17 protein-coding genes and 3 pseudogenes are annotated in these 16,974 nt (G+C 69.4%); 5 read left to right on the forward strand and 15 right to left on the reverse strand.

What is annotated here, in order from left to right:
- Positions 1-156 precede the first annotated feature (156 nt).
- The 7 genes and pseudogenes from ABEA43_RS63975 to ABEA43_RS64005 all read right to left on the reverse strand — a co-directional run.
- Positions 157-372, reverse strand: a pseudogene (locus ABEA43_RS63975) (integrase core domain-containing protein); the annotation flags it as partial.
- Positions 373-419: 47 nt separating this feature from the next.
- A complete protein-coding gene (locus ABEA43_RS63980; RefSeq protein ID WP_345579418.1) occupies positions 420-719 on the reverse strand; it encodes a hypothetical protein in 300 nt (99 codons plus the stop codon).
- On the reverse strand, positions 716-2,620 hold the full coding sequence (locus tag ABEA43_RS63985) for a tyrosine-type recombinase/integrase (protein WP_345579421.1): 1,905 nt from the start codon (positions 2,618-2,620) through the stop codon (positions 716-718). Before ABEA43_RS63985 ends, ABEA43_RS63980 begins: the two co-directional genes overlap by 4 nt.
- A complete protein-coding gene (locus ABEA43_RS63990) occupies positions 2,586-3,626 on the reverse strand; it encodes a tyrosine-type recombinase/integrase (RefSeq protein ID WP_345579424.1) in 1,041 nt (346 codons plus the stop codon). Before ABEA43_RS63990 ends, ABEA43_RS63985 begins: the two co-directional genes overlap by 35 nt.
- 143 nt (positions 3,627-3,769) lie before the next feature.
- Positions 3,770-4,767: pseudogene (locus ABEA43_RS63995) on the reverse strand (IS3 family transposase); the annotation flags it as partial.
- Entirely contained in the window at positions 4,706-5,176 is a 471-nt protein-coding gene (locus ABEA43_RS64000; RefSeq protein WP_345579427.1) for a response regulator, read from the reverse strand. The pseudogene ABEA43_RS63995 and the gene ABEA43_RS64000, both read right to left, overlap by 62 nt.
- 58 nt (positions 5,177-5,234) lie before the next feature.
- Positions 5,235-5,687 carry a MarR family winged helix-turn-helix transcriptional regulator gene (locus ABEA43_RS64005; protein WP_345579430.1) on the reverse strand — a complete coding sequence of 151 codons (453 nt, stop codon included), beginning with the start codon at positions 5,685-5,687 and terminating at the stop codon, positions 5,235-5,237.
- Positions 5,688-5,811: 124 nt separating this feature from the next.
- Between ABEA43_RS64005 and ABEA43_RS64010 the strand changes: the two genes are divergently transcribed.
- On the forward strand, positions 5,812-6,765 hold the full coding sequence (locus tag ABEA43_RS64010; protein WP_345579433.1) for a quinone oxidoreductase family protein: 954 nt from the start codon (positions 5,812-5,814) through the stop codon (positions 6,763-6,765).
- Between the two features lie 263 nt (positions 6,766-7,028).
- Here the strand turns inward: ABEA43_RS64010 and ABEA43_RS64015 are convergent, their stop codons facing one another.
- Positions 7,029-7,484 carry a nuclear transport factor 2 family protein gene (locus tag ABEA43_RS64015; RefSeq protein ID WP_345579436.1) on the reverse strand — a complete coding sequence of 152 codons (456 nt, stop codon included), beginning with the start codon at positions 7,482-7,484 and terminating at the stop codon, positions 7,029-7,031.
- A 61-nt stretch (positions 7,485-7,545) separates the two neighbouring features.
- Entirely contained in the window at positions 7,546-9,069 is a 1,524-nt protein-coding gene (locus tag ABEA43_RS64020) for an FAD-dependent monooxygenase (protein WP_345579439.1), read from the reverse strand.
- 101 nt (positions 9,070-9,170) lie between these two features.
- Here ABEA43_RS64020 and ABEA43_RS64025 point away from each other — a divergent pair, with 101 nt between their 5' ends.
- Positions 9,171-9,920: a TetR/AcrR family transcriptional regulator gene (locus ABEA43_RS64025; protein WP_345579442.1), complete on the forward strand. Its 750-nt coding sequence runs from the start codon at positions 9,171-9,173 to the stop codon at positions 9,918-9,920.
- A 179-nt stretch (positions 9,921-10,099) separates the two neighbouring features.
- Here ABEA43_RS64025 and ABEA43_RS64030 read toward each other — a convergent pair whose 3' ends face one another.
- On the reverse strand, positions 10,100-10,894 hold the full coding sequence (locus ABEA43_RS64030; protein WP_345579445.1) for a maleylpyruvate isomerase family mycothiol-dependent enzyme: 795 nt from the start codon (positions 10,892-10,894) through the stop codon (positions 10,100-10,102).
- A gap of 226 nt (positions 10,895-11,120) precedes the next feature.
- Between ABEA43_RS64030 and ABEA43_RS64035 the strand changes: the two genes are divergently transcribed.
- Entirely contained in the window at positions 11,121-11,318 is a 198-nt protein-coding gene (locus tag ABEA43_RS64035) for a hypothetical protein (RefSeq protein ID WP_345579448.1), read from the forward strand.
- Entirely contained in the window at positions 11,288-11,683 is a 396-nt protein-coding gene (locus ABEA43_RS64040) for a Tn3 family transposase (RefSeq protein WP_345579451.1), read from the forward strand. Before ABEA43_RS64035 ends, ABEA43_RS64040 begins: the two co-directional genes overlap by 31 nt.
- Here the strand turns inward: ABEA43_RS64040 and ABEA43_RS64045 are convergent.
- From ABEA43_RS64045 to ABEA43_RS64060, 5 genes are all read right to left on the reverse strand, one after another.
- Positions 11,680-12,516: an MBL fold metallo-hydrolase gene (locus ABEA43_RS64045; protein WP_345579454.1), complete on the reverse strand. Its 837-nt coding sequence runs from the start codon at positions 12,514-12,516 to the stop codon at positions 11,680-11,682. The genes ABEA43_RS64040 and ABEA43_RS64045 overlap by 4 nt on opposite strands.
- A gap of 109 nt (positions 12,517-12,625) precedes the next feature.
- Positions 12,626-13,234 carry a dihydrofolate reductase family protein gene (locus tag ABEA43_RS64050; RefSeq protein ID WP_345579457.1) on the reverse strand — a complete coding sequence of 203 codons (609 nt, stop codon included), beginning with the start codon at positions 13,232-13,234 and terminating at the stop codon, positions 12,626-12,628.
- On the reverse strand, positions 13,180-13,347 hold the full coding sequence (locus ABEA43_RS68535) for a BBE domain-containing protein (protein ID WP_425570723.1): 168 nt from the start codon (positions 13,345-13,347) through the stop codon (positions 13,180-13,182). The genes ABEA43_RS64050 and ABEA43_RS68535 overlap by 55 nt, the downstream gene beginning before the upstream one ends.
- 70 nt (positions 13,348-13,417) lie before the next feature.
- Positions 13,418-14,701, reverse strand: coding sequence for an MFS transporter (locus ABEA43_RS64055; protein ID WP_345579460.1), 1,284 nt, complete (start codon positions 14,699-14,701; stop codon positions 13,418-13,420).
- Positions 14,698-15,243 carry a dihydrofolate reductase family protein gene (locus ABEA43_RS64060; protein WP_345579463.1) on the reverse strand — a complete coding sequence of 182 codons (546 nt, stop codon included), beginning with the start codon at positions 15,241-15,243 and terminating at the stop codon, positions 14,698-14,700. The genes ABEA43_RS64055 and ABEA43_RS64060 overlap by 4 nt, the downstream gene beginning before the upstream one ends.
- A 92-nt stretch (positions 15,244-15,335) precedes the next feature.
- Between ABEA43_RS64060 and ABEA43_RS64065 the strand changes: the two are divergent.
- Positions 15,336-15,905, forward strand: a pseudogene (locus tag ABEA43_RS64065) (AAA family ATPase); the annotation flags it as partial.
- Positions 15,906-16,974 lie beyond the last annotated feature (1,069 nt).

The following is a 16,974-nucleotide window of genomic DNA, read 5'->3' on the forward strand; positions in this document are numbered from 1 at the left end:
CCAACGGAGATCCAGTTCTTCGACGGCTGGTTGTGGAAGATCACCGTTCTACTGGATCTCCGTTCCCACGTCCTGAGAACTGGCGCGCTTGACGGCGCTACAGAAACCTTAACTACCTGGCCTTGGGGGTTCGCCCCGAAGTGTGGACACCGGCTGTCATGCGGCGAGCAGTACTCTATCGGTGGTCTGCTGCTCGTAGTCGATCGGGCTGAGGTAGCCGAGGGTGGAATGTCTCCTGCGGGTGTTGTAGCGGGTGATCCATTTGAAGACGGCCAGGCGGGCCTCACGCGGCGAGGACCAGCGCCCGGCGCCCTGCAGCGTCTCGCGTTTGAGGCTGGCGTTGAACGCCTCCGCGGCGGCGTTATCGGCGCTTTATCCGGCTAATGGCCCCGGTTGCCGGCGTTGGCCGGTTAACGCTTTCAGCCGACCCGAGTAGCGAGTCGCCGGAGTTGCTCTTCGTGGTTACGGACGCGAGTGGCGATGGCTTCCAAGGCGGTGTGGAGGGTGTGGATCTCGTCCAGGAGGCCGGTGAGGGTGCCGTTGGTGGCGGCGCGGTGACGGTTTTCCTCGATGACGGCGCGGAGGCTGGGGCTGCGGTAGAGGGTGGTGCGGCCTAGCCCGGTGAGGTTGGCGACGGCGGTGAAGGTGACGGGTTGGCCGTCGCGGTGGAGTTGAGCGCATGCCTTCTCGACGCGGTGGAGGGTGTCGCTGGTGGTCATCCGGCTTGGGCCTCGCTGATCAGGTTGTCGAGTCGGGTGATGAGTCGCCGGTGTCGTTCGGCTTCGGCGATCCAGCCTCGATTTTCGGCGTCTTGGGCGAGCGCGTCTGCGTCGACACGCTGGGCGGCGAGGATGGGCAGCGAGCTAGGTTCGGTGTGGAAGCTGGGGCAGTGTTCGCAGATGTTGGCGTAGGTGCAGGCGCCTTGGGCGGGTGCGCGTAGGCAGAAGCCGCCGGCCATTCTCGATTTGATCAGCGGGGTGTCCTTCCAGTCCTTGCCGCCGGTGATGTCGGCCAGGGGCAGGTGGACACGGCCGGGGGCCGGGGTGCGGGCTTGTTGTTTGGCCAGGTCGAGGGCTCGTTCGTATTCGGAGCGGACGGTGGTGTCGAACAGTCGTCCATAGCGCAAGCTCATTTCAGCGGAGGCGTGTCCGAGCAACGCCATCAACGCCTGCAACGAGACCCCGGCGTTCACCAGGGCTGTGGCGTAGGTGTGGCGGAGCTGGTGGGAGGTGATGTGACCGAGTCCAGCTTGCTGAGCGGCGCGATCGAGTTCGGCGCGGATGGCGCCTTGGCCGAGGCGGCGGCCGTGGTGGGTGAACAGGAACTGCGCCGGACGTCGGTAGCGGGGATGCGGCATGGGTCTGCCGTGCGTTCGGAGTTCGATGGTGCGGTCGATCAGGTCGCAGATCTCTTCATCGAGGGGAACCATGCGTTCGGTCTCCAGCTTCCCGAGGCCGATCTTCAGCCAGCTGCCGTGGCCGGGAACCTCGTGGACGCAGTCGAGTTCCAGGTCCAGGAGTTCTCCGATGCGTAGCCCGCAGGCGCGTTGCAACCTGAGGGCGCAGGCGGCCATCTGGTTGCCGGGACGGTCGCGGAGCTCTTCGGTCAGGCGGCGATCGGCATCGACGGGCAGGTAGCGGGGCAGCACTTGCGGGAGCTTGGGGTTGTCATCACGGAACACCAGCTTGCGGGCGGGCGCCTCGGCCCAGCCCCACTCGGTGATGTCGGTGAGGAAGCCGGTCAGCGCGATCACCCGGCGGGAGCGGTCGGCGACGGTGATGGCTTCGCCATTCTTAGGATTGACGGCGTCGACCAGGGCGGTGAGGTAGGGCTCGATGTGACGCTGGCGGTCCAGCTTGGCGATCGAGGTGAGTCCGGGATCGATGTGGGTGAGGAAGAGGCCGAAGTGTTTGAGCCGGGTGGCGATCGCGGAGACGGTCTTGGGCTGACAGGTGGCGCGCTTGCGTTCCAGGTAGGCGATCATCGTGGTGCGGATCGGTTCTGCCACCTCGGCCAGTCGCTGCTCGAAAGGGACCGGCCCGCCCATCCTCGGCAGCATGTCGATAATGCCCAGGTGAAACAGGACCCGCTGGGCATTGCTGAGCGCGGACAGATAGTGACGGTGATCCTTGCCGGTGCGGGCGCTGCGGGCGACGCAGGCGGCGGCGAACTCTTCCAGATCGTCCAAGGTGAGCTGCTCCAGAGGGCGTCCAGCCTGGATGAGCAGCCGGGCCGGCACCTGAGAGCCGGTGGCCAGACGCACGCGCAAGGAGAAGCCGAGGTCCTCGGCGGCGGTCATGAAGCGCCGCACTCCCGCAGCGAGGGGCGAGCCCTCGATCTCTCGCCAGAACGTGGACAGTTTGCGTTCCAGCAGGTAGTCGTAGCCGGGTCGTAGTCCGCGGTGCAGCATGAGAAAGGTGATGATCGGCCGAGTGTGCGCATCGGCCGACAAGCGCATCTCCAACGGCTCGGCAGCCCAGCACCCGGGGTCGGGCCAACGCTCGAAGAACACTCGCGCGGCCTGCTGATAGGGACGGTTGCCTCGCCCGGTCCGCTGCAGATAGTCCAGGTAATCGGCGTGCAGGCTATTGCTGGGCGCGGATGCGGCTGCGTGCGGCATCGAACTCGGCTTTCACGTGGGCGGGTGCCAGATGGATATAGCGGGCGGTGGTGTCGACGTGCGCGTGACCGAGCAACGCCTGCATCACCGCGAGGTCGACTCCGGCTTCGGCCAGTGCGGTGCCGAAGGTGTGCCGCAGCGCATGGGGATGAGCTGCGATGATCCCGCTGACGGCGCGGTGATAGCGGAAGATCGTGCGCAGCCCGGCCGCCGTGAGCGGTCGTCCCCGGTTGGGGCCCTTGGCCACCAGGAACAGCCGCCGCTCGGCCGACTCGGGGCGCTCAGCCAGCAGATATACCTGGATGACCGAGGCGACGTCGGCGTCCAACGGGACGCGCCGCTGCCGAGCCCCCTTGCCGATCACGCTCGCCCAGCGGCCACCGATGTCGGCGTCGGCGACGTTCAAGCCGAGCACCTCGGCCGAGCGCAGCCCGCAATACAGCATCAGGCCCGCGATCGCTCGGTCGCGCCAGGTGTGGAAGCTCGCCAGCAGCTCGGCCGCCTGGGTCTGGGACAGCGCTTTGGGCAGCCGCCGGGGCTCGCGCAGTCGTAGCGAGGAGCGATTCTTCGGACGGCGGATCGTGTGCGCGAGCATCCCGGACCGCTCGCCGGCCACCCGCCAGCGCGCCTCGCGTCCTTTCGGGACCGGGTTGACGAACTCCGGGTCGCGCATCGTGACGAACGTGAACAGCCCCGAGATGGCCGCCAGCCGCCGGTTGATCGTCGTGGCGGCGTACTGATCCATCCGACGGCCCGACAAGGTGACGACATTCGAACCGCCGCGACGCCCGGGAACCTTGGCCTCACGACAGGCGTGCAAGAACTTCAGCAGCGTCTCGGTCGTCACCACGCCCAGCGACACGTCCTCGGACGCCAGCCAACGGCAGAATGCCAGCAGGTCATAGCCGTAGGCGCGGACGGTCTTGGGCGAGTAGTTCCGGTCTGCCAGATGCGCCAGATACTCATCGACCAGGACAAACTGCCCGGCGGACGGTCCGGCCAGCATCCAGCTACCCTCACGCGCTTCGAGCCGGAGTCCTTGTTGGATCATGAGAACAGATGTACCCGCGATGACCCCATCCGGCCAGCAGGTAGCAGATCATGGCGTGTCGCTGACCTGGGGAAACATTCGTATTAGCCGGTTAAGAGGGAGGTACCGACGGCGCCCATGGACTGGCGCACCCCGAGCTCGGCGCAGACCTTGGCGAACTCGGCCGAGGTGTACTGGGCCCCGTGATCGGAGTGGAAGATCGCACCGTCCAGGCTGCCCCGCGTTGCGGCGGCGGCCCGCAGCGCGTCGGTCACCAGCTCGGTGCGCATGTGATCGGCGATCGACCAGCCCGCCAGCCGCCGCGAAGCCAGGTCCAGCACGGTCGCCAAATACAGGAACCGGCCCTCACCGACGGGCAGGTAGGTGATATCGCCGACATAGCGCAGGTTCGGCGCGGGCGCGGTGAAGTCCCGCCGGAGCAGGTCGGGAACCTTCTGATGCGACGGCTCGGGCACCGTGGTGCGCACCTTCTTACGCAGGTGCACCCCGACGATGCCGAAGCGGCGCATGACGCGGGCGACGCGCTTGTGGTTGACCTCGCGGCCCTTGTCGCGCAGTTCGGCGGTGACGCGCGGACTGCCGTAGGTGCCGTCGAACTCCGCGTGGATCTGCTTGATCTCCTCAGCGAGCGCGGCATCGGCTGCGGCGCGGGCCGCCCGCGCGGGCGCCGCCTTCATCCATCGGTAGAAGCCTGAGCGGGAAAGTCCCAGCACTCGGCACAGCCGCTTCACGCCGAAGGCGCCCACGTGGTCGGCAACGAACTCGAAGCGGCTCACCAGTTCGTCTCTCCCGCGAAATATTTCGCCGCCCGGCGCAGAATGTCGCGCTCCAGCTCCCGGACCCGAGCGCGGAGCTGCTTGTCCTCCTCTTCCAGCACGTCGTCGGACGATATCGGGCCGCTCGCCGGCTTCTTGGCCGGGCCCGCCTTCTTCGCCCCGGCGGTGCCGTCAGCGCGGGCCTCCTTCACCCACAGGCGCAGCGTCTCGCGGTTGATGCCCAGGTCCCGCGCCACCGACGCATACGTCCGCGCCGGGTCAGACAGATACAACGCGACGGCGTCCGCCTTGAACTCCGGCGGATACGACTTCATCGCCACGTGGAACTCCTTGTCTCCGGATTTCCATCATCCGGCACTCAAGGTGTCCACACTTCGGGGCGAGGACCCGAGTGTCCTTGAGCAGGAACCCGCTCGCCCCCGCCCGCAACGCCCTGAACACCAGCTCGTCGGCGTCGAACGTGGTGAGCACCACCACCTCGGGCGCGCCCGCCCGCGCCCGCAGCCGCCGGGTCGCCTCGATGCCGTCGAGGCCGTTCATCCGGATGTCCATGAGCACCACGTCCGGCCCGTGCTCGGCCACGGCGCCCTCCACCTCGCCGCCGTCGGCCACCGCGCCGACGATGTGCAGGTCGGGGGCGCCTTTCAGCATCAACGTCAGACCGGCGCGTACGAGGGCGTCGTCATCCACGATCAGCACCCGGATCGGCGCGCTCTCGTCGGCTCTCACCTGGGCCATGCTAGCCAGGCCCGCACCACGGCGTAGCATCCATGGCCCTGTACGACCTTCAGCGTCCGGCCGTCGGCCCCGGTACGGCATGCGTACGCGACGAGCGGGTCACGACGACCTCGAGCAGGTTGGCGAGCTGATCGAGCTGTTCCGGGTCCAGGCGGCCGGTCGCGGGCGCGAGGGCACGCCGGACGTCGTCCTCCACGCGTTGGGCGAGTTCGAGCCCTGCCGGGGTCATGTACACCTCGACGACCCGGCCGTCAGCGGGATTCTTGCCGCGCGTCAGCAGCCCCCGGCGCTGGGCGCGGTCGATGAGGGTGGACATCGTGGACTTGTCCAGGCCGAGGTAGGCGGCCAGTTCGGTGACGCGGGCGCGGCGGTCGCGGAGGATGCCGAGCACTCGTAGCTGGGTGAGCGACAGGTCGTGCTCGCCGGCGATGCGGGTCAGCACGCCTGCCACCTCGAAGGTGGTCCGTACGAGGGCGTCCATGGCATCGTCGGCGCTGGTCATGCCGTCATGCTAGTTCGGCATGGTTGGAAATACCAACTATGCCGAAGCGAGGAAGGCCGCCGCCGCCACCCGAGCCTGCGGTTGACATGGTTTGAATGTCCAACCATTATGGCGATGGTTGGAAATGCAAACCATACTTCTGGAGGTCACCATGCACGCTGCCGTCATCCCGGCCGCCGACGTCCCGCCGATCTATCGCGACCACCCCGCCCCTGCGGAACCCCACGGCGACGAGCTGGTCGTCGAGGTCCTCGCGGCCGCCCTGCACCATCTGACCAGGTCGAAGGCGAATGGCTCGCACTACTCCAGCAACGGCGTGTTCCCGCTTGTCCCGGGCGTCGACGGCGTCGTACGCGACAAGGAGGGCAACCTCCGCTATGTGGTTCTGGACGACACGGCGCTGGGGACGTTCGCCGAACGCACCCTCATCGACCCCCGCCGCAGCGTGATCCTGCCCGACGGCATCGACCCGGTGCAGATCGCCGCCGCGATGAACCCGGCCATGTCGTCCTGGATCGCGCTGCGCCGCCGCGTCGACTTCCACGCCGGCCAGCGCGTCCTCATTCTCGGCGCCACCGGCAACGCGGGACGGATGGCGGTCCAGATCGCCAAGCTGTTCGGCGCAGCCAAGGTCATCGCCGCCGGCCGCGACGCCACCCGCCTGAAGGCGCTGACCGCGCTCGGCGCCGACGAGACGATCACCTTCGACCAGATCGGCCACGCGGCCGACGTCGACGTGGTCATCGACTACGTGTGGGGGGACGTCTCCGCCGACGCCATGATCCCGATGCTCACCGCCCGCGCCGACCGCACCGCCCCGCTGACCTGGATCCAGATCGGATCCGTCGCCGGCCCGACCGCGCCGATCCCCTCCGCGGCGCTGCGCTCCGCCCGCCTGCAGATCGTCGGCAGCGGCATCGGTTCGGTCCCCGCCCGGGACATCCTCGCCGAGTTGCCGGAGCTGGCCTCGGCGGTGGCCGCGGGCACGATCGACGTACGGGCCCGCGCCGTACCCCTCGCCCAGGTCGCGCAGGCCTGGACCGCCCAGACCGACGACCGCATCGTCTTCGTCCCCTAGCCGTCACATCCGGGGAGGAAGCCATCGCTTCGTTGAGCCGCGAGACAGATCGCCGACCACCCGCCCACCGTGCTCTTCTCCTGCCGCACCGACGACGTCGAGCTCATCGGCCGGCCCGCCGAACGGGTCCGCGCCGAGTACGGACCTCAGCCGGTCGGCGACCAGCCGCTCCGCGTGCACGCGCCCAGACGGACAGCGTTCGCGAGTTTGCGCTCGCAGCCATGGGGAGCACCGCTCCAACCGAAACCTGCTGATGAGGGCGATCAGGCCTTCTGCGTGAGCGCCGCCTCGCGTTCGAGGGAGATGTCCCGTAGAAGCGCAGTGTCCTGGTAGAACGAACGCTTCTTGGTGATCTTGCCGTTCACCACGTCGACCAGCTCGAGAACGGTCATCCTCCACGGGCTGCCGTGGAGGTCGGTGCCGCCGTTCGTGGCCACCACCACCACGCGAGTGGGACCGTCGGCCATGAGCTCGTCAATGGTGATGGCAGAGATGTCCAGCCCGGTCAGTTCGTGCATCCGATGCCGCGCCGGCCCGATGGCGGCTCCCCTGTGGACGCCGCTGTCGGGGTGGCCCCAGTTGAGCTCGACCTCCTGCTCATCGGTCAGCTCTTTGATCGTCGCGAAGTCCGGACCGCCGGATACTCGGAGAACGGCTTCGTAGAAGCGGCGGACCACTTCCTTGTTCAGCTCGGCCTGGGGCGGGGTTTCACTCAGCATGGGAGTTCCCTTTCTTTCGAAGGTGCCCCGGAATCCGGGGCTGGGCTTTCCAGGCGTCCTGTCAGGGTGCCGGGTCGCCGAACCAGTGGGTCGCGGCGTGCCGGAACGCCTCGTGATCGGGGTCGTGGCCGTCGGTCCAGGCCACGATCCCGTCGGGCCGGATCAGCAGGGCGCCGAATCCGAGGTCGTTGCTCACCGGTCCGGCCGCGTACCGGATCCGGCCTTTCCAGCTCATCGCCGCGTCGTGCAGGCGCCGGCCGGTGGTGAAGTCGAGTGCGACGCCGTGTCCTTCTCGCAGCAAATCGCCGAGGCGGGTGCCGTCGGCGAGACGGAAGTCCGGTGCGGTCCGGCCGACAAGTGGCTGGTCGCTGCCCAGGTCGTAGCGGTGGGACAGTCCTGAGGTGCTGCGGAACACGTGGGTGGTTCCGTCGCGGGTGTCGAGCAGGTCGTGGACCAGCCGCCGCAGGGCCGGGGCGTGGGGGCCGGGGTTCATGGTCGCGACCTGGGCGCGTGACCAGTCGAGGATCGCCGCGCCGACGGGGTGGCGTTCGGCGGTGTAGGTGTCGAGCAGGCCCTCTGGTGCGCTGCCGTGGATGGTGGCGGCGAGTTTCCAGCCGAGGTTCATGGCGTCGCCGATGCCGAGGTTGAGGCCCTGGCCGCCGAGCGGGGAGTGGATGTGGGCGGCGTCGCCGGCGAGCAGGATGCGGCCGTTCCGGTAGGTCGTGGTCTGCATCGCGCGGTCGGTGAAGCTGGAGGCGAGATGGACCTCGGTGAGTGTCGCGTCGGTGCCGGAGACCCGGCGCAGGACCGTCTGGAGGTGCTCGTGCGTCAGCGGCTGCGAGCGGTCGAAGGAGCCGCCGTCGAAGTCCATCATGCCCAGGTGCCCCTCGAAGGGTGTCCGCAGGTACATGCCGGTCGGCGTCAGGTTGAAGCCCAGGTCCAGCTTCTGCGGATCGGCGAAGGTGACGTGGGCGGCGTAGCCGGTGAACAGCGGTTCGGTGCCGGCGAAGTCGAAGCCCGCCAGCTCGCGTACCGTGCTGCGCCCGCCGTCGCATCCCATGAGCCAGCGCGCCTGGTGGTCGCGCCCACCGGCTCGTACGACGACGGTGTCGCGGTCCTGGGTCACGGCCTCGACGGGAACGCCCCGCAGGATCTGCACGCCGAGCCTGGCCGCCCGCTCGGACAGCACCGTCCCGACCGCGTCGAGGCTCGTCATGATGCCCTCCATCGCCGGGCCGGGCAGCCGGAACGGGAGGGCGGCGGTGTCGATGCCGGCCGGGTCGAGCCGCATGCCCGCGAAGTGGCTCACGTCACGAGGAGCCGGCGGCTCATGCGCGCCGGGGTCCGCGCCGATCCGCTTGCCATCGGCGCCTGAGGCCTTCAGCAGCTCTTCCAGCATCCCGCGGCGGTAGAACGTCTCGACCGATCCGGCGTTCAGGCCCCGCATCCCCAGCGGGAGCGTCTTCCACGGCGAGGTCTGCTCCTGGTCCCGCTCCAGCACCAGGACCGAGCAGTCCGCCAGCGCGAGCTCACCGGCAAGGAACAGGCCCACCGGGCCCGCACCCACGATCACCACGTCATACACGTCGATCCTCCTTCGATCCCAGGCAGTTATGGAGCATCGCTCCAGTCATGGAACGGTACTCCATGTTGGATCAATGCTCCAACCGTGCCAAAATGTCAGGCATGGCCATACGGACACGTCAATCACAGCGGCGCAGGCAGGTGCTCACCCGCGAACGCATCGTCGAGACCGCCGTCGAGCTGCTGGACGAGGTGGGGGCGGATGCGCTGACGGTCCGGGCGCTGACCGGCCGACTGGCCACCGGGCCCGGCGCGATCTACTGGCACATCGGCAACATGGACGAGCTGCTGGAGGCCGCGACCGACGCCGTCGTCGCCACCGCCCTGGCCACGCGACCCGCCCAGCCTGCGGAAGCCGGCGGGGCTGCCGGCGAGATCCGCTCCGTCGCACTCGGTCTGTTCGACGCGATCACCGAACACCCATGGCTCGCCGCCCAGCTCGCGGTGCAGCTCATCCGCAATCCCTGGGGACCGGTGACCCTGCGGATCTTCGAAAGCATCGGCCGGCCGGTCCGCGCGCTGGGCGTGCCGCAAGGCGACTGGTTCACCACGACCTCGACGCTGGTCCACTACATCCTCGGCGCCACCGCCCAGACCTCCCACGGCTCTGGTGACGGCAGTGTCCCCGGCTCCGAAGCGGACCGCGCCGAGTTCCTCGACACCGCATCCAGGGCCTGGCAAGAACTCGACCCCGACGACTACCCGTTCATCCGGGCCATCGCCGAGCAGATGCGCGAGCATGACGACCGCGAACAATTCCGCAGCGGCATCGACCTCGTCCTCACCGGCATCACCACCCTCCACGTCAAGGGCTCTGCTCCCGGTCGCCTCCCCCGCCCAAGTACCGCGTGATCGTGTTTCGGGTGATGCTGGGCGGTCACGACACGCCCCAATGCACATCCAAGGATGACCGAGGCGGCGCTCACCGCCACCGTCATGGCGAGCGCGGCCGTGCTGGTCGGCATCGTCTCGGCCTTCGTCCCCAAAGATGTCACGCTCGATCAGAGACCGAGGGCTCCCCCGGCGACGCCTCAGTAGCCAGGAAAGACGCGGCGGAGCAGATCGAGGTCGACGGCTCCCGTCGTGGCCACCGTGCCGGGCGTGTGAAGAGGGGCAAGGCGACCGGCGACCAGCCGCAACCACGCCTCGGCGGGCAGGGCGAGCGTGGCGTCGGGTGACTCCGGCACGTCGAATTGCACGCTGACCGGCGCCTCCAGCCGCAACGCGAAAACGGATTCGGGCTCGCTCGTCGTGACCTTGACGACCAGGTTCCGGCCGTCGAGCGCGTCCGGCTTACCGACCCAGGCGAGCAGGTCCGGCGCGCCGTGCAGGAGGGCCGCCGCGGCCTCTGGGGCGAGGGTGGCATGCTCGTCGAAGCTCACTCGCACGTCCCACGAGTGATGGGTGAGCTCGCTGAGCCGCATCCGCGCCACGGTCGCCACATCGACCGGTTCGGGCAGGAAGCCCAGCTTGACGTGGAGCTTTTCGCGGCTGGCCGGGTCCAGCGACTCATACAGCTCGGTCAGCGAGCGGCTCGCGCGCAGGAAGCCATCGGCACGTTCGCGCCGGGTCATGGCGTTCCATCGGTCCCAGACGGTCTGGTTGAAGTCGGGGCCGGGGGCCGGCTCGCCGTCGAGGGCGGCCCGCAGGCTGGCCGCGCCGATCTCGGCGCCGCTGCCCAGATGGCTGAGGACCTGCGAGATGTCCCACGCGGACGCGCCCGACGGCCGGGCCAGGTCGTCGTCGCTGAAACCGGACACCAGGCCGGCGAGGTGGTCATGTCCGGTACGGAGCGCGGCTATCACCGCGTCTGCGTCGTTGCTCATGGTTTCTCCCATCGATTATGTCAGGCAGCGTACTGCTCGCCCTTGCCGTAGGAGACACCCACCGCGGCGGGCACGGCCTGCCTTCCGCCTTCAGATCCGCGGACCTGAACCGTGCTCATCAGGCGGTCACGAGGTGGGTGGTGAAGAAGTCGGTGAGCTTGTCGACGGCGGGGTCGATGCGCTTCTTCTTGTCGTACAGGTCGACGTGGCTGGCGCCCTTGATCCAGTGGATCTCTTTGGGGCCGGTGGCGCGGCGGGCCGTTGCGGCGGCGTCCAGCAGGGACTGGAAGACGGCCGGATCCTGGGTGCCGTCGGCGCCGAGCCGGAACTGGCGGGCGGGCTCGACACGGCGGTGGACACGGCGGTGGACACGGCGGCCACGGCCTTGACGCGGTGGTCGCCCCCGGTGGCGGCCAGCGAGTAGCCGCCGGAGGCGCAGATGCCCAGCAGGCCGATCCGGTCGGCGTCGACCTCGCCGAGAGTGGTCAGGTAGGAGACGGCGGCCGTGAAGTCCTCCACCCGCTGGGCGGGGGCCTCCAGTCCGCGCGGCAGACCGCCGGACTCGCCCTGGTTGCCGCGCATATGCGCGGCCAGGTCGGTGCCGCCGAACGCGCCCGGACGGCGAACAAGCACGCCACCAGCGAGAAGATCACCAAAGCCGCCACGACGGTGATCAAGGCCTTCAACCAGCTCGACATCGCCCCAATGTGGGGCGACGGCAAGACCGTGGCCGACCCCCACGACATGTCTCGACCTCGAAATCGTCTCGTGTCGCAAGCGGCTCTCTAGCCGGGTGTGCCGCCGCGTTTGCTTCTTTCGGCGAGGCGCTGGACTTCCCCGATGTGTATGTCGCTTACCCATTCCCAGCCGGGCTTGGCCGATGGGCCGACCCGCGGGTCACTGGGAACACGGCCCTCACGCAAGGCGAGCACGTACGCCCGATCCAGCTCGATCCGCGCGTGTACCTGATCGGCCCCGCCGGCTGACCCGTGGCCGGGTACGACGACATCGACGTCGCCTGCCACGCCCTCGAGCAGCCGCAGTCCGACGAGGTACTCCTCGATCGGGTCATTGGTGTCGTTCAAGTTGTCGAGCCCCGGGACCAAGACATCAGAGAGCATGTCGCCGGCGACGAGAACCCCGCGTTCCTCGATCAGCAGCGCCGCATGGCCCGGGGCATGCGCCGGATGGTCAATAATCCGGACTTCAGGGCCATCCCATGGAATCTGCGTAGTTCCGGCGGGCAGGCCGGTGATGAGGCCGAACAGGTCCAGCGGTGTCTCGTCCGCGATTTCCGGCGGCAACCCCTCGGCGACGCGGGCCTTCCAGTTCGCGTTCGACCGCAGATCTCGCATATAGGCCGCACAGCGGGCTGTACCGTAACGGGGCGCTTCGCCGAGCTCGGGGTGCCAGAGCACGTGATCCCAATCAGGATGCGTCGCGAAGCCGGCCACGACGGTCTGGCCCAACTCGCGAAGGTCGTTCGCGAGGCAGACCATTTCGTCGCCCGTTAATCCCGGGTCGATGAGCAACACGCCGGCCCGGCCTTGCACGACAACGGTGTTGTTCTGGAGTAGCTCGCTCTGGTGGACCAGCACACCCTCCGCGACCTGCGTCAGCATGGCGTTCCTTCCGCTTGTGGTTGGTAATCGCTCGGCGAGACCGTACTGCCGGCTCGTCCCCGCGACATCGTCTTCGGAGACCGCCTCCCGGCGCTCCGGCCGGTCCGCCCTACCGAACGGGGAGTGGGCGGTAGCGCACGTTGAGAGTGGTGACCTGGTCGTGGTCGTTGAGCAATTCTAGATGGACGGGTTCGCCTCCTGGGTTGTCGAACAGCCGGATCCCGTCGCCGAGCAGTACCGGCACGATGTGGAGGTCGATCTCGTCGATCAGTCCGCGCTCGAGGAGCTGGCGGCCGACGTCGGCGGAGAGGATCTCGAGGTTCTTTCCGCCGGCGGCCTTCAGCGCGATCTGGACGGCCTCGGCGACATCGCAGTTCAGAAATGTCGTGTCGGCGGTGGGCGGGGCGTCTTCGGGATGGTGCGTGAGGATGAACACCGGGCCCTGCCAGCCGCCGTAGGTGCTGGTGGGCTCGGGGTAGGCGTCGAAGCCATCCCGTCCGCCCAGGACGGCGCCGGTCGTCTCGACGTACTCCTCGGCGAGGCCGGGGCGGTCGACGCCGGTCATCCAGTCCATCGCGTGGTTCGGTCCCGCCACGAACCCGTCCAGCGACATCGTGAAGTGCCAGAGCACCTTGCCTTCGGCGATCTGCGGTCTCGTGTCCGCTATCGCCCAGGTGGGCGAGACGGCTGCGTGCGCGCGGGTCTCTTCGGTGGCCATGATCGATCCTCTTTCGGTGATCGGCTGAGTGCGATGTTCTGGTTGAGCCGGAACACGTTGTCGGGGTCGTACCGGTCCTTGAGCGCGGTGCGGCGGGTATACCCGCCGGCCACGTCGTTCAGGGTGCTGACATAGGCGCCGTTGGCGCACGGCGCGAGCGCGGCGATCCGGGCCTCGTCCTCGTCACGACGGTTCGCATGAGATTTGCTCTTTTCCTGTCGTAAGGCCGGCAGCCCTGCTGCCGTTCACGTCGCGAGCCGGCGTTGACGTGACGGAGGGCCGTGCGGATGGTTCTTGCTCTGCCGGTGTTCTCCAGCGCTCTCGGCGGATCAGGAGCAGCGCGGGCAGCATCGAGACCGCGACGAGGAGGAACGCGGCCGGGTACCCGATGAGGCCGACGACGAAGCCGACGCCGAGCGCGCCGACGGCCATCCCCACGTCGTACGCCGCGTTCCAGATCGCGCTCACCGGACCGTAGCCGGCGGTCGTCACCCGCGAGTACATGAGCGTCAGGGTCGCGTTCTGCAGCAGCCCGAAACCGAGCCCGAACGTCGTGGCGCCCACCAGCACGGTGATCGGTGAGCCGGTCAGGGCCAGCAGTGCCATGCCCGCCACCGACGCGATCACGCCGGGCGCGAGGAGACGCACGTGGCCGTGGGTGTCGCCCAGCCGTCCGGCGATCCACTTGCTGCCAGTCGCCGCCGCCGAGTGCGCGAGCAATGCCGCCGGCGCCACCCAGGCCGCCGCTCCGCTCATGGCCAGGGGCAGGAACGTCGTCAGCGCCCCCACGGCGACGGTCGAGGCGGCGAACACGAGCGCCGGCCGGTTGAGGTCGGCGGAGCGCAGCCAGGTCAGCATCCCGCGAGGGCGGTCGGCGGCCGTCTCCTTCGCGGGCAGAAACGGGACGGTCACCAGTGCGAGGACGGGCGCGGCGGCGGTGGCGCAGAAGACCACACCGAAGCCGTACTGACCGGCGAGCCAGACGCCCGCGGGGAGCGCGATCAGGGTCGTGACGCCGGTGACGAGTCCGACGACGGCGAGGCCTTCGCCTCGGCGTTCGGCGGGGATGAGGAGCGCGGTCAGTGCCCCGCCGGCGACCACCGCGATGGCGAAGCCGGCTCCCCTCAGGACGCAGGTCACGAGGAGCACCCACGGTGACGACGAGACCAGGAGCAGGAGCGTCGGCGGGCCGAGCAGCAGCAAGCCGACGGCGAGGGCCCACCGGTGTCCGAGGACGCGGATGATCCGCGGGCTGAGCAGTTCGACCCCCACGGTGGTGAGCAGCAGGGCGCCGGTGGCGAGCCCGCCTGTCGCCGCCGTCCCGGACTGCGCGGCGTACAGCGGCACCACGCCCAGGGGCAGGAAGAAGCCGATCGACGATGCCACCACGGAGACGAACCGCAAGGCGAGTGGCCGGGTGAGGATTCGCGCGCGGGTGGGCTCGGCCCGTCGCCCTGGGGACGTCACGATCGGTCCTCGTCATCCGCCACGGCGTACAGGTGCTCGACCGACCCGTCCGGGAAGGTCCGGCTCGTGGTGAGCAGCAACTGCTGTCGCTCACTCTTCTCGGGCGTGAGCCGGAGCCCGTCGCCCAGGAGGATCGGCATCACGACGACGCCGAGCTCGTCGAGCGCGCCGATGTCGCGGAACGCCTGAATGGTGCGCTGCCCGCCGACCAGATGAACGTCGCCGTCGATGTCGGCTTCGCGCATCAGCCGCAGCAGCGTCGCCGGGTCATCGGCCGCCACGACGTCGTCGGGTGTTCCGTCCGGGAGGGGCCGGCTGGTGAGGACGAACACCCGCAGGTTCGGCCACGGCCAGTGCGACGAACCGACCGCCGGCTCGAACGTGGTGCGTCCCATCACCACCGCGCCGCAGTCCGCGACGAGGTCGGGCAGGCCATGAGAGACACCCGACTCGAAGTCGGGCGCGGTCAGGATGACGGGCCGGCCGTCCGGAGAGGCGATGAAGCCGTCGACACTCACGGCGATGTGGGTGCGGATGCGCATAAGGTCTCCGATGTCGGGTTCGGTCGATCGGCTGTCGAGCTCAGCTTGTCCGTCTCGCGGCCCGCCGACATCGGGCAGATGCCTTAGGTCTGATGAGATCACCTCTTCAGATCCGCCGCGCATGGGATCATCTGCGGGTGTCCGGTCGACTGACGAGTCCCGTGCTGGTGGGGCGGGAACGCGAACGTGCGGCGCTGACGGCTGCCCTCACCGCTGCCAGGTCCGGCGCGGCCGTGGTGCTGGTCGGCGGCGAGGCCGGGATGGGCAAGACCCGGCTCGTCCGCGAGTTCACCGGCGGCCTGGGCGCCTCCACGCGCGTTCTCACCGGAGGTTGCACCGACCTCGGCGTCGACGGCTTGCCGTTCGGGCCGTTCGTCACGGCACTGCGCCGGCTGGTGCGCGAGCTCGACGCGCCACCGGTGACCGCGCTGCTGCCCTGCGGTGGCCGGCGCGGTCTGGCGCGCCTGCTGCCGGAGCTGGGCGTGGCGGATGACGAACCGGAGCCCGGCCTCGGCCGCGCCCGGCTGTTCGAGGAGGTCCTGCTCCTGCTCGAGGGCGCGGCGCGACAACGGTCGCTGGTCCTCGTCCTGGAGGACCTGCACTGGGCGGACCGGTCGACCGGTGAGCTGCTGACGTTCCTCGCCACCAACCTGGGAGAGCCCGGCGTCCTCATCCTCGGCACGTACCGGCCGGACGAGATCGGCGGCACGCATCCGTTGCGACCGCTGGTCTCCCGCGTCGACAGCGTGCGCGGCATCAGCCTCGGCGGGCTGGACCGGGACGGCGTGGCCGAGCAGCTCAGCGAGCTCCTCGCGGCCCCGGCGGACGAGGCGTTCACCGAGCGGGTGTTCCTCCGCAGTGGCGGCAACCCGCTGTTCGTCGAGGCCCTCGTGACAGTCGGCGACGCGCCCGCCGCGTCGCTGTCCGACCTGCTGCTGGCCGATGTCGACCGGTTGCCCGACCTCAGCCGCCGGGTGCTGCACACCGCCGCCGTCGCCGCCAGCCCGGTCGGTCACGCACTCCTGGCGATACTCGTCGAGATGGACGACCTCGCCTTCGAGGACGCGCTCCGGCCGCTGGTACGCCGACGGTTCCTGGACGTCGTCGAGGACGGGTACGCGTTCCGGCGCGACCTGATCCGCGAGGCGGTCTACGGCAGCCTGCTGCCGGGCGAGCGGGTGCGGCTGCACCGCGCCTGCGCCGAGGCCATCACCACCGACCCAGCCCTCGTCTCCGACGATCGCGCGTACGCCGAGGTCGCCCTGCACTGGCACGCGTCTGGCGCACCCATCCGCGCCGCCGAGGCCGCCTGGCACGCGGCCGAGTCCGCGCGGCGGACCTACGCGTACGCCGAACAGCACCGCCTGCTCGACCGGGTGCTACAGACCTGGCAGCGCGCGCCGGACCTGGCGGACCGCCTCGGCGTGGACCGCGGCACCGTCGCCAGCCTGGCGGCCGAAGCCGCACTGAACGCCGGCGAGCTGGACACCGGCGTCGCCTCGGTGACCACCGCCCTGGCCGAACACCCCGATCCCGAGGTGGCCGCGCTCCTGCTCAGGACCCGCGCCGCGATGTACGACCGCAACGGGCAGGACCCGCTGCCCGACCTGCACGAGGCGGTCCGGCTGCTCCCGACCGGCGCGGACACCCCGCTGCGCGGCGAGGTCCTGGCCGACCTCGCCATCGCGCAGCGGCATCACCAGCACGACGCGGAGGCGCGAACGACGGCCG

Origin of the sequence: Nonomuraea rosea, assembly GCF_039539705.1 — a bacterium.
Classification (GTDB): domain Bacteria; phylum Actinomycetota; class Actinomycetes; order Streptosporangiales; family Streptosporangiaceae; genus Nonomuraea; species Nonomuraea rosea.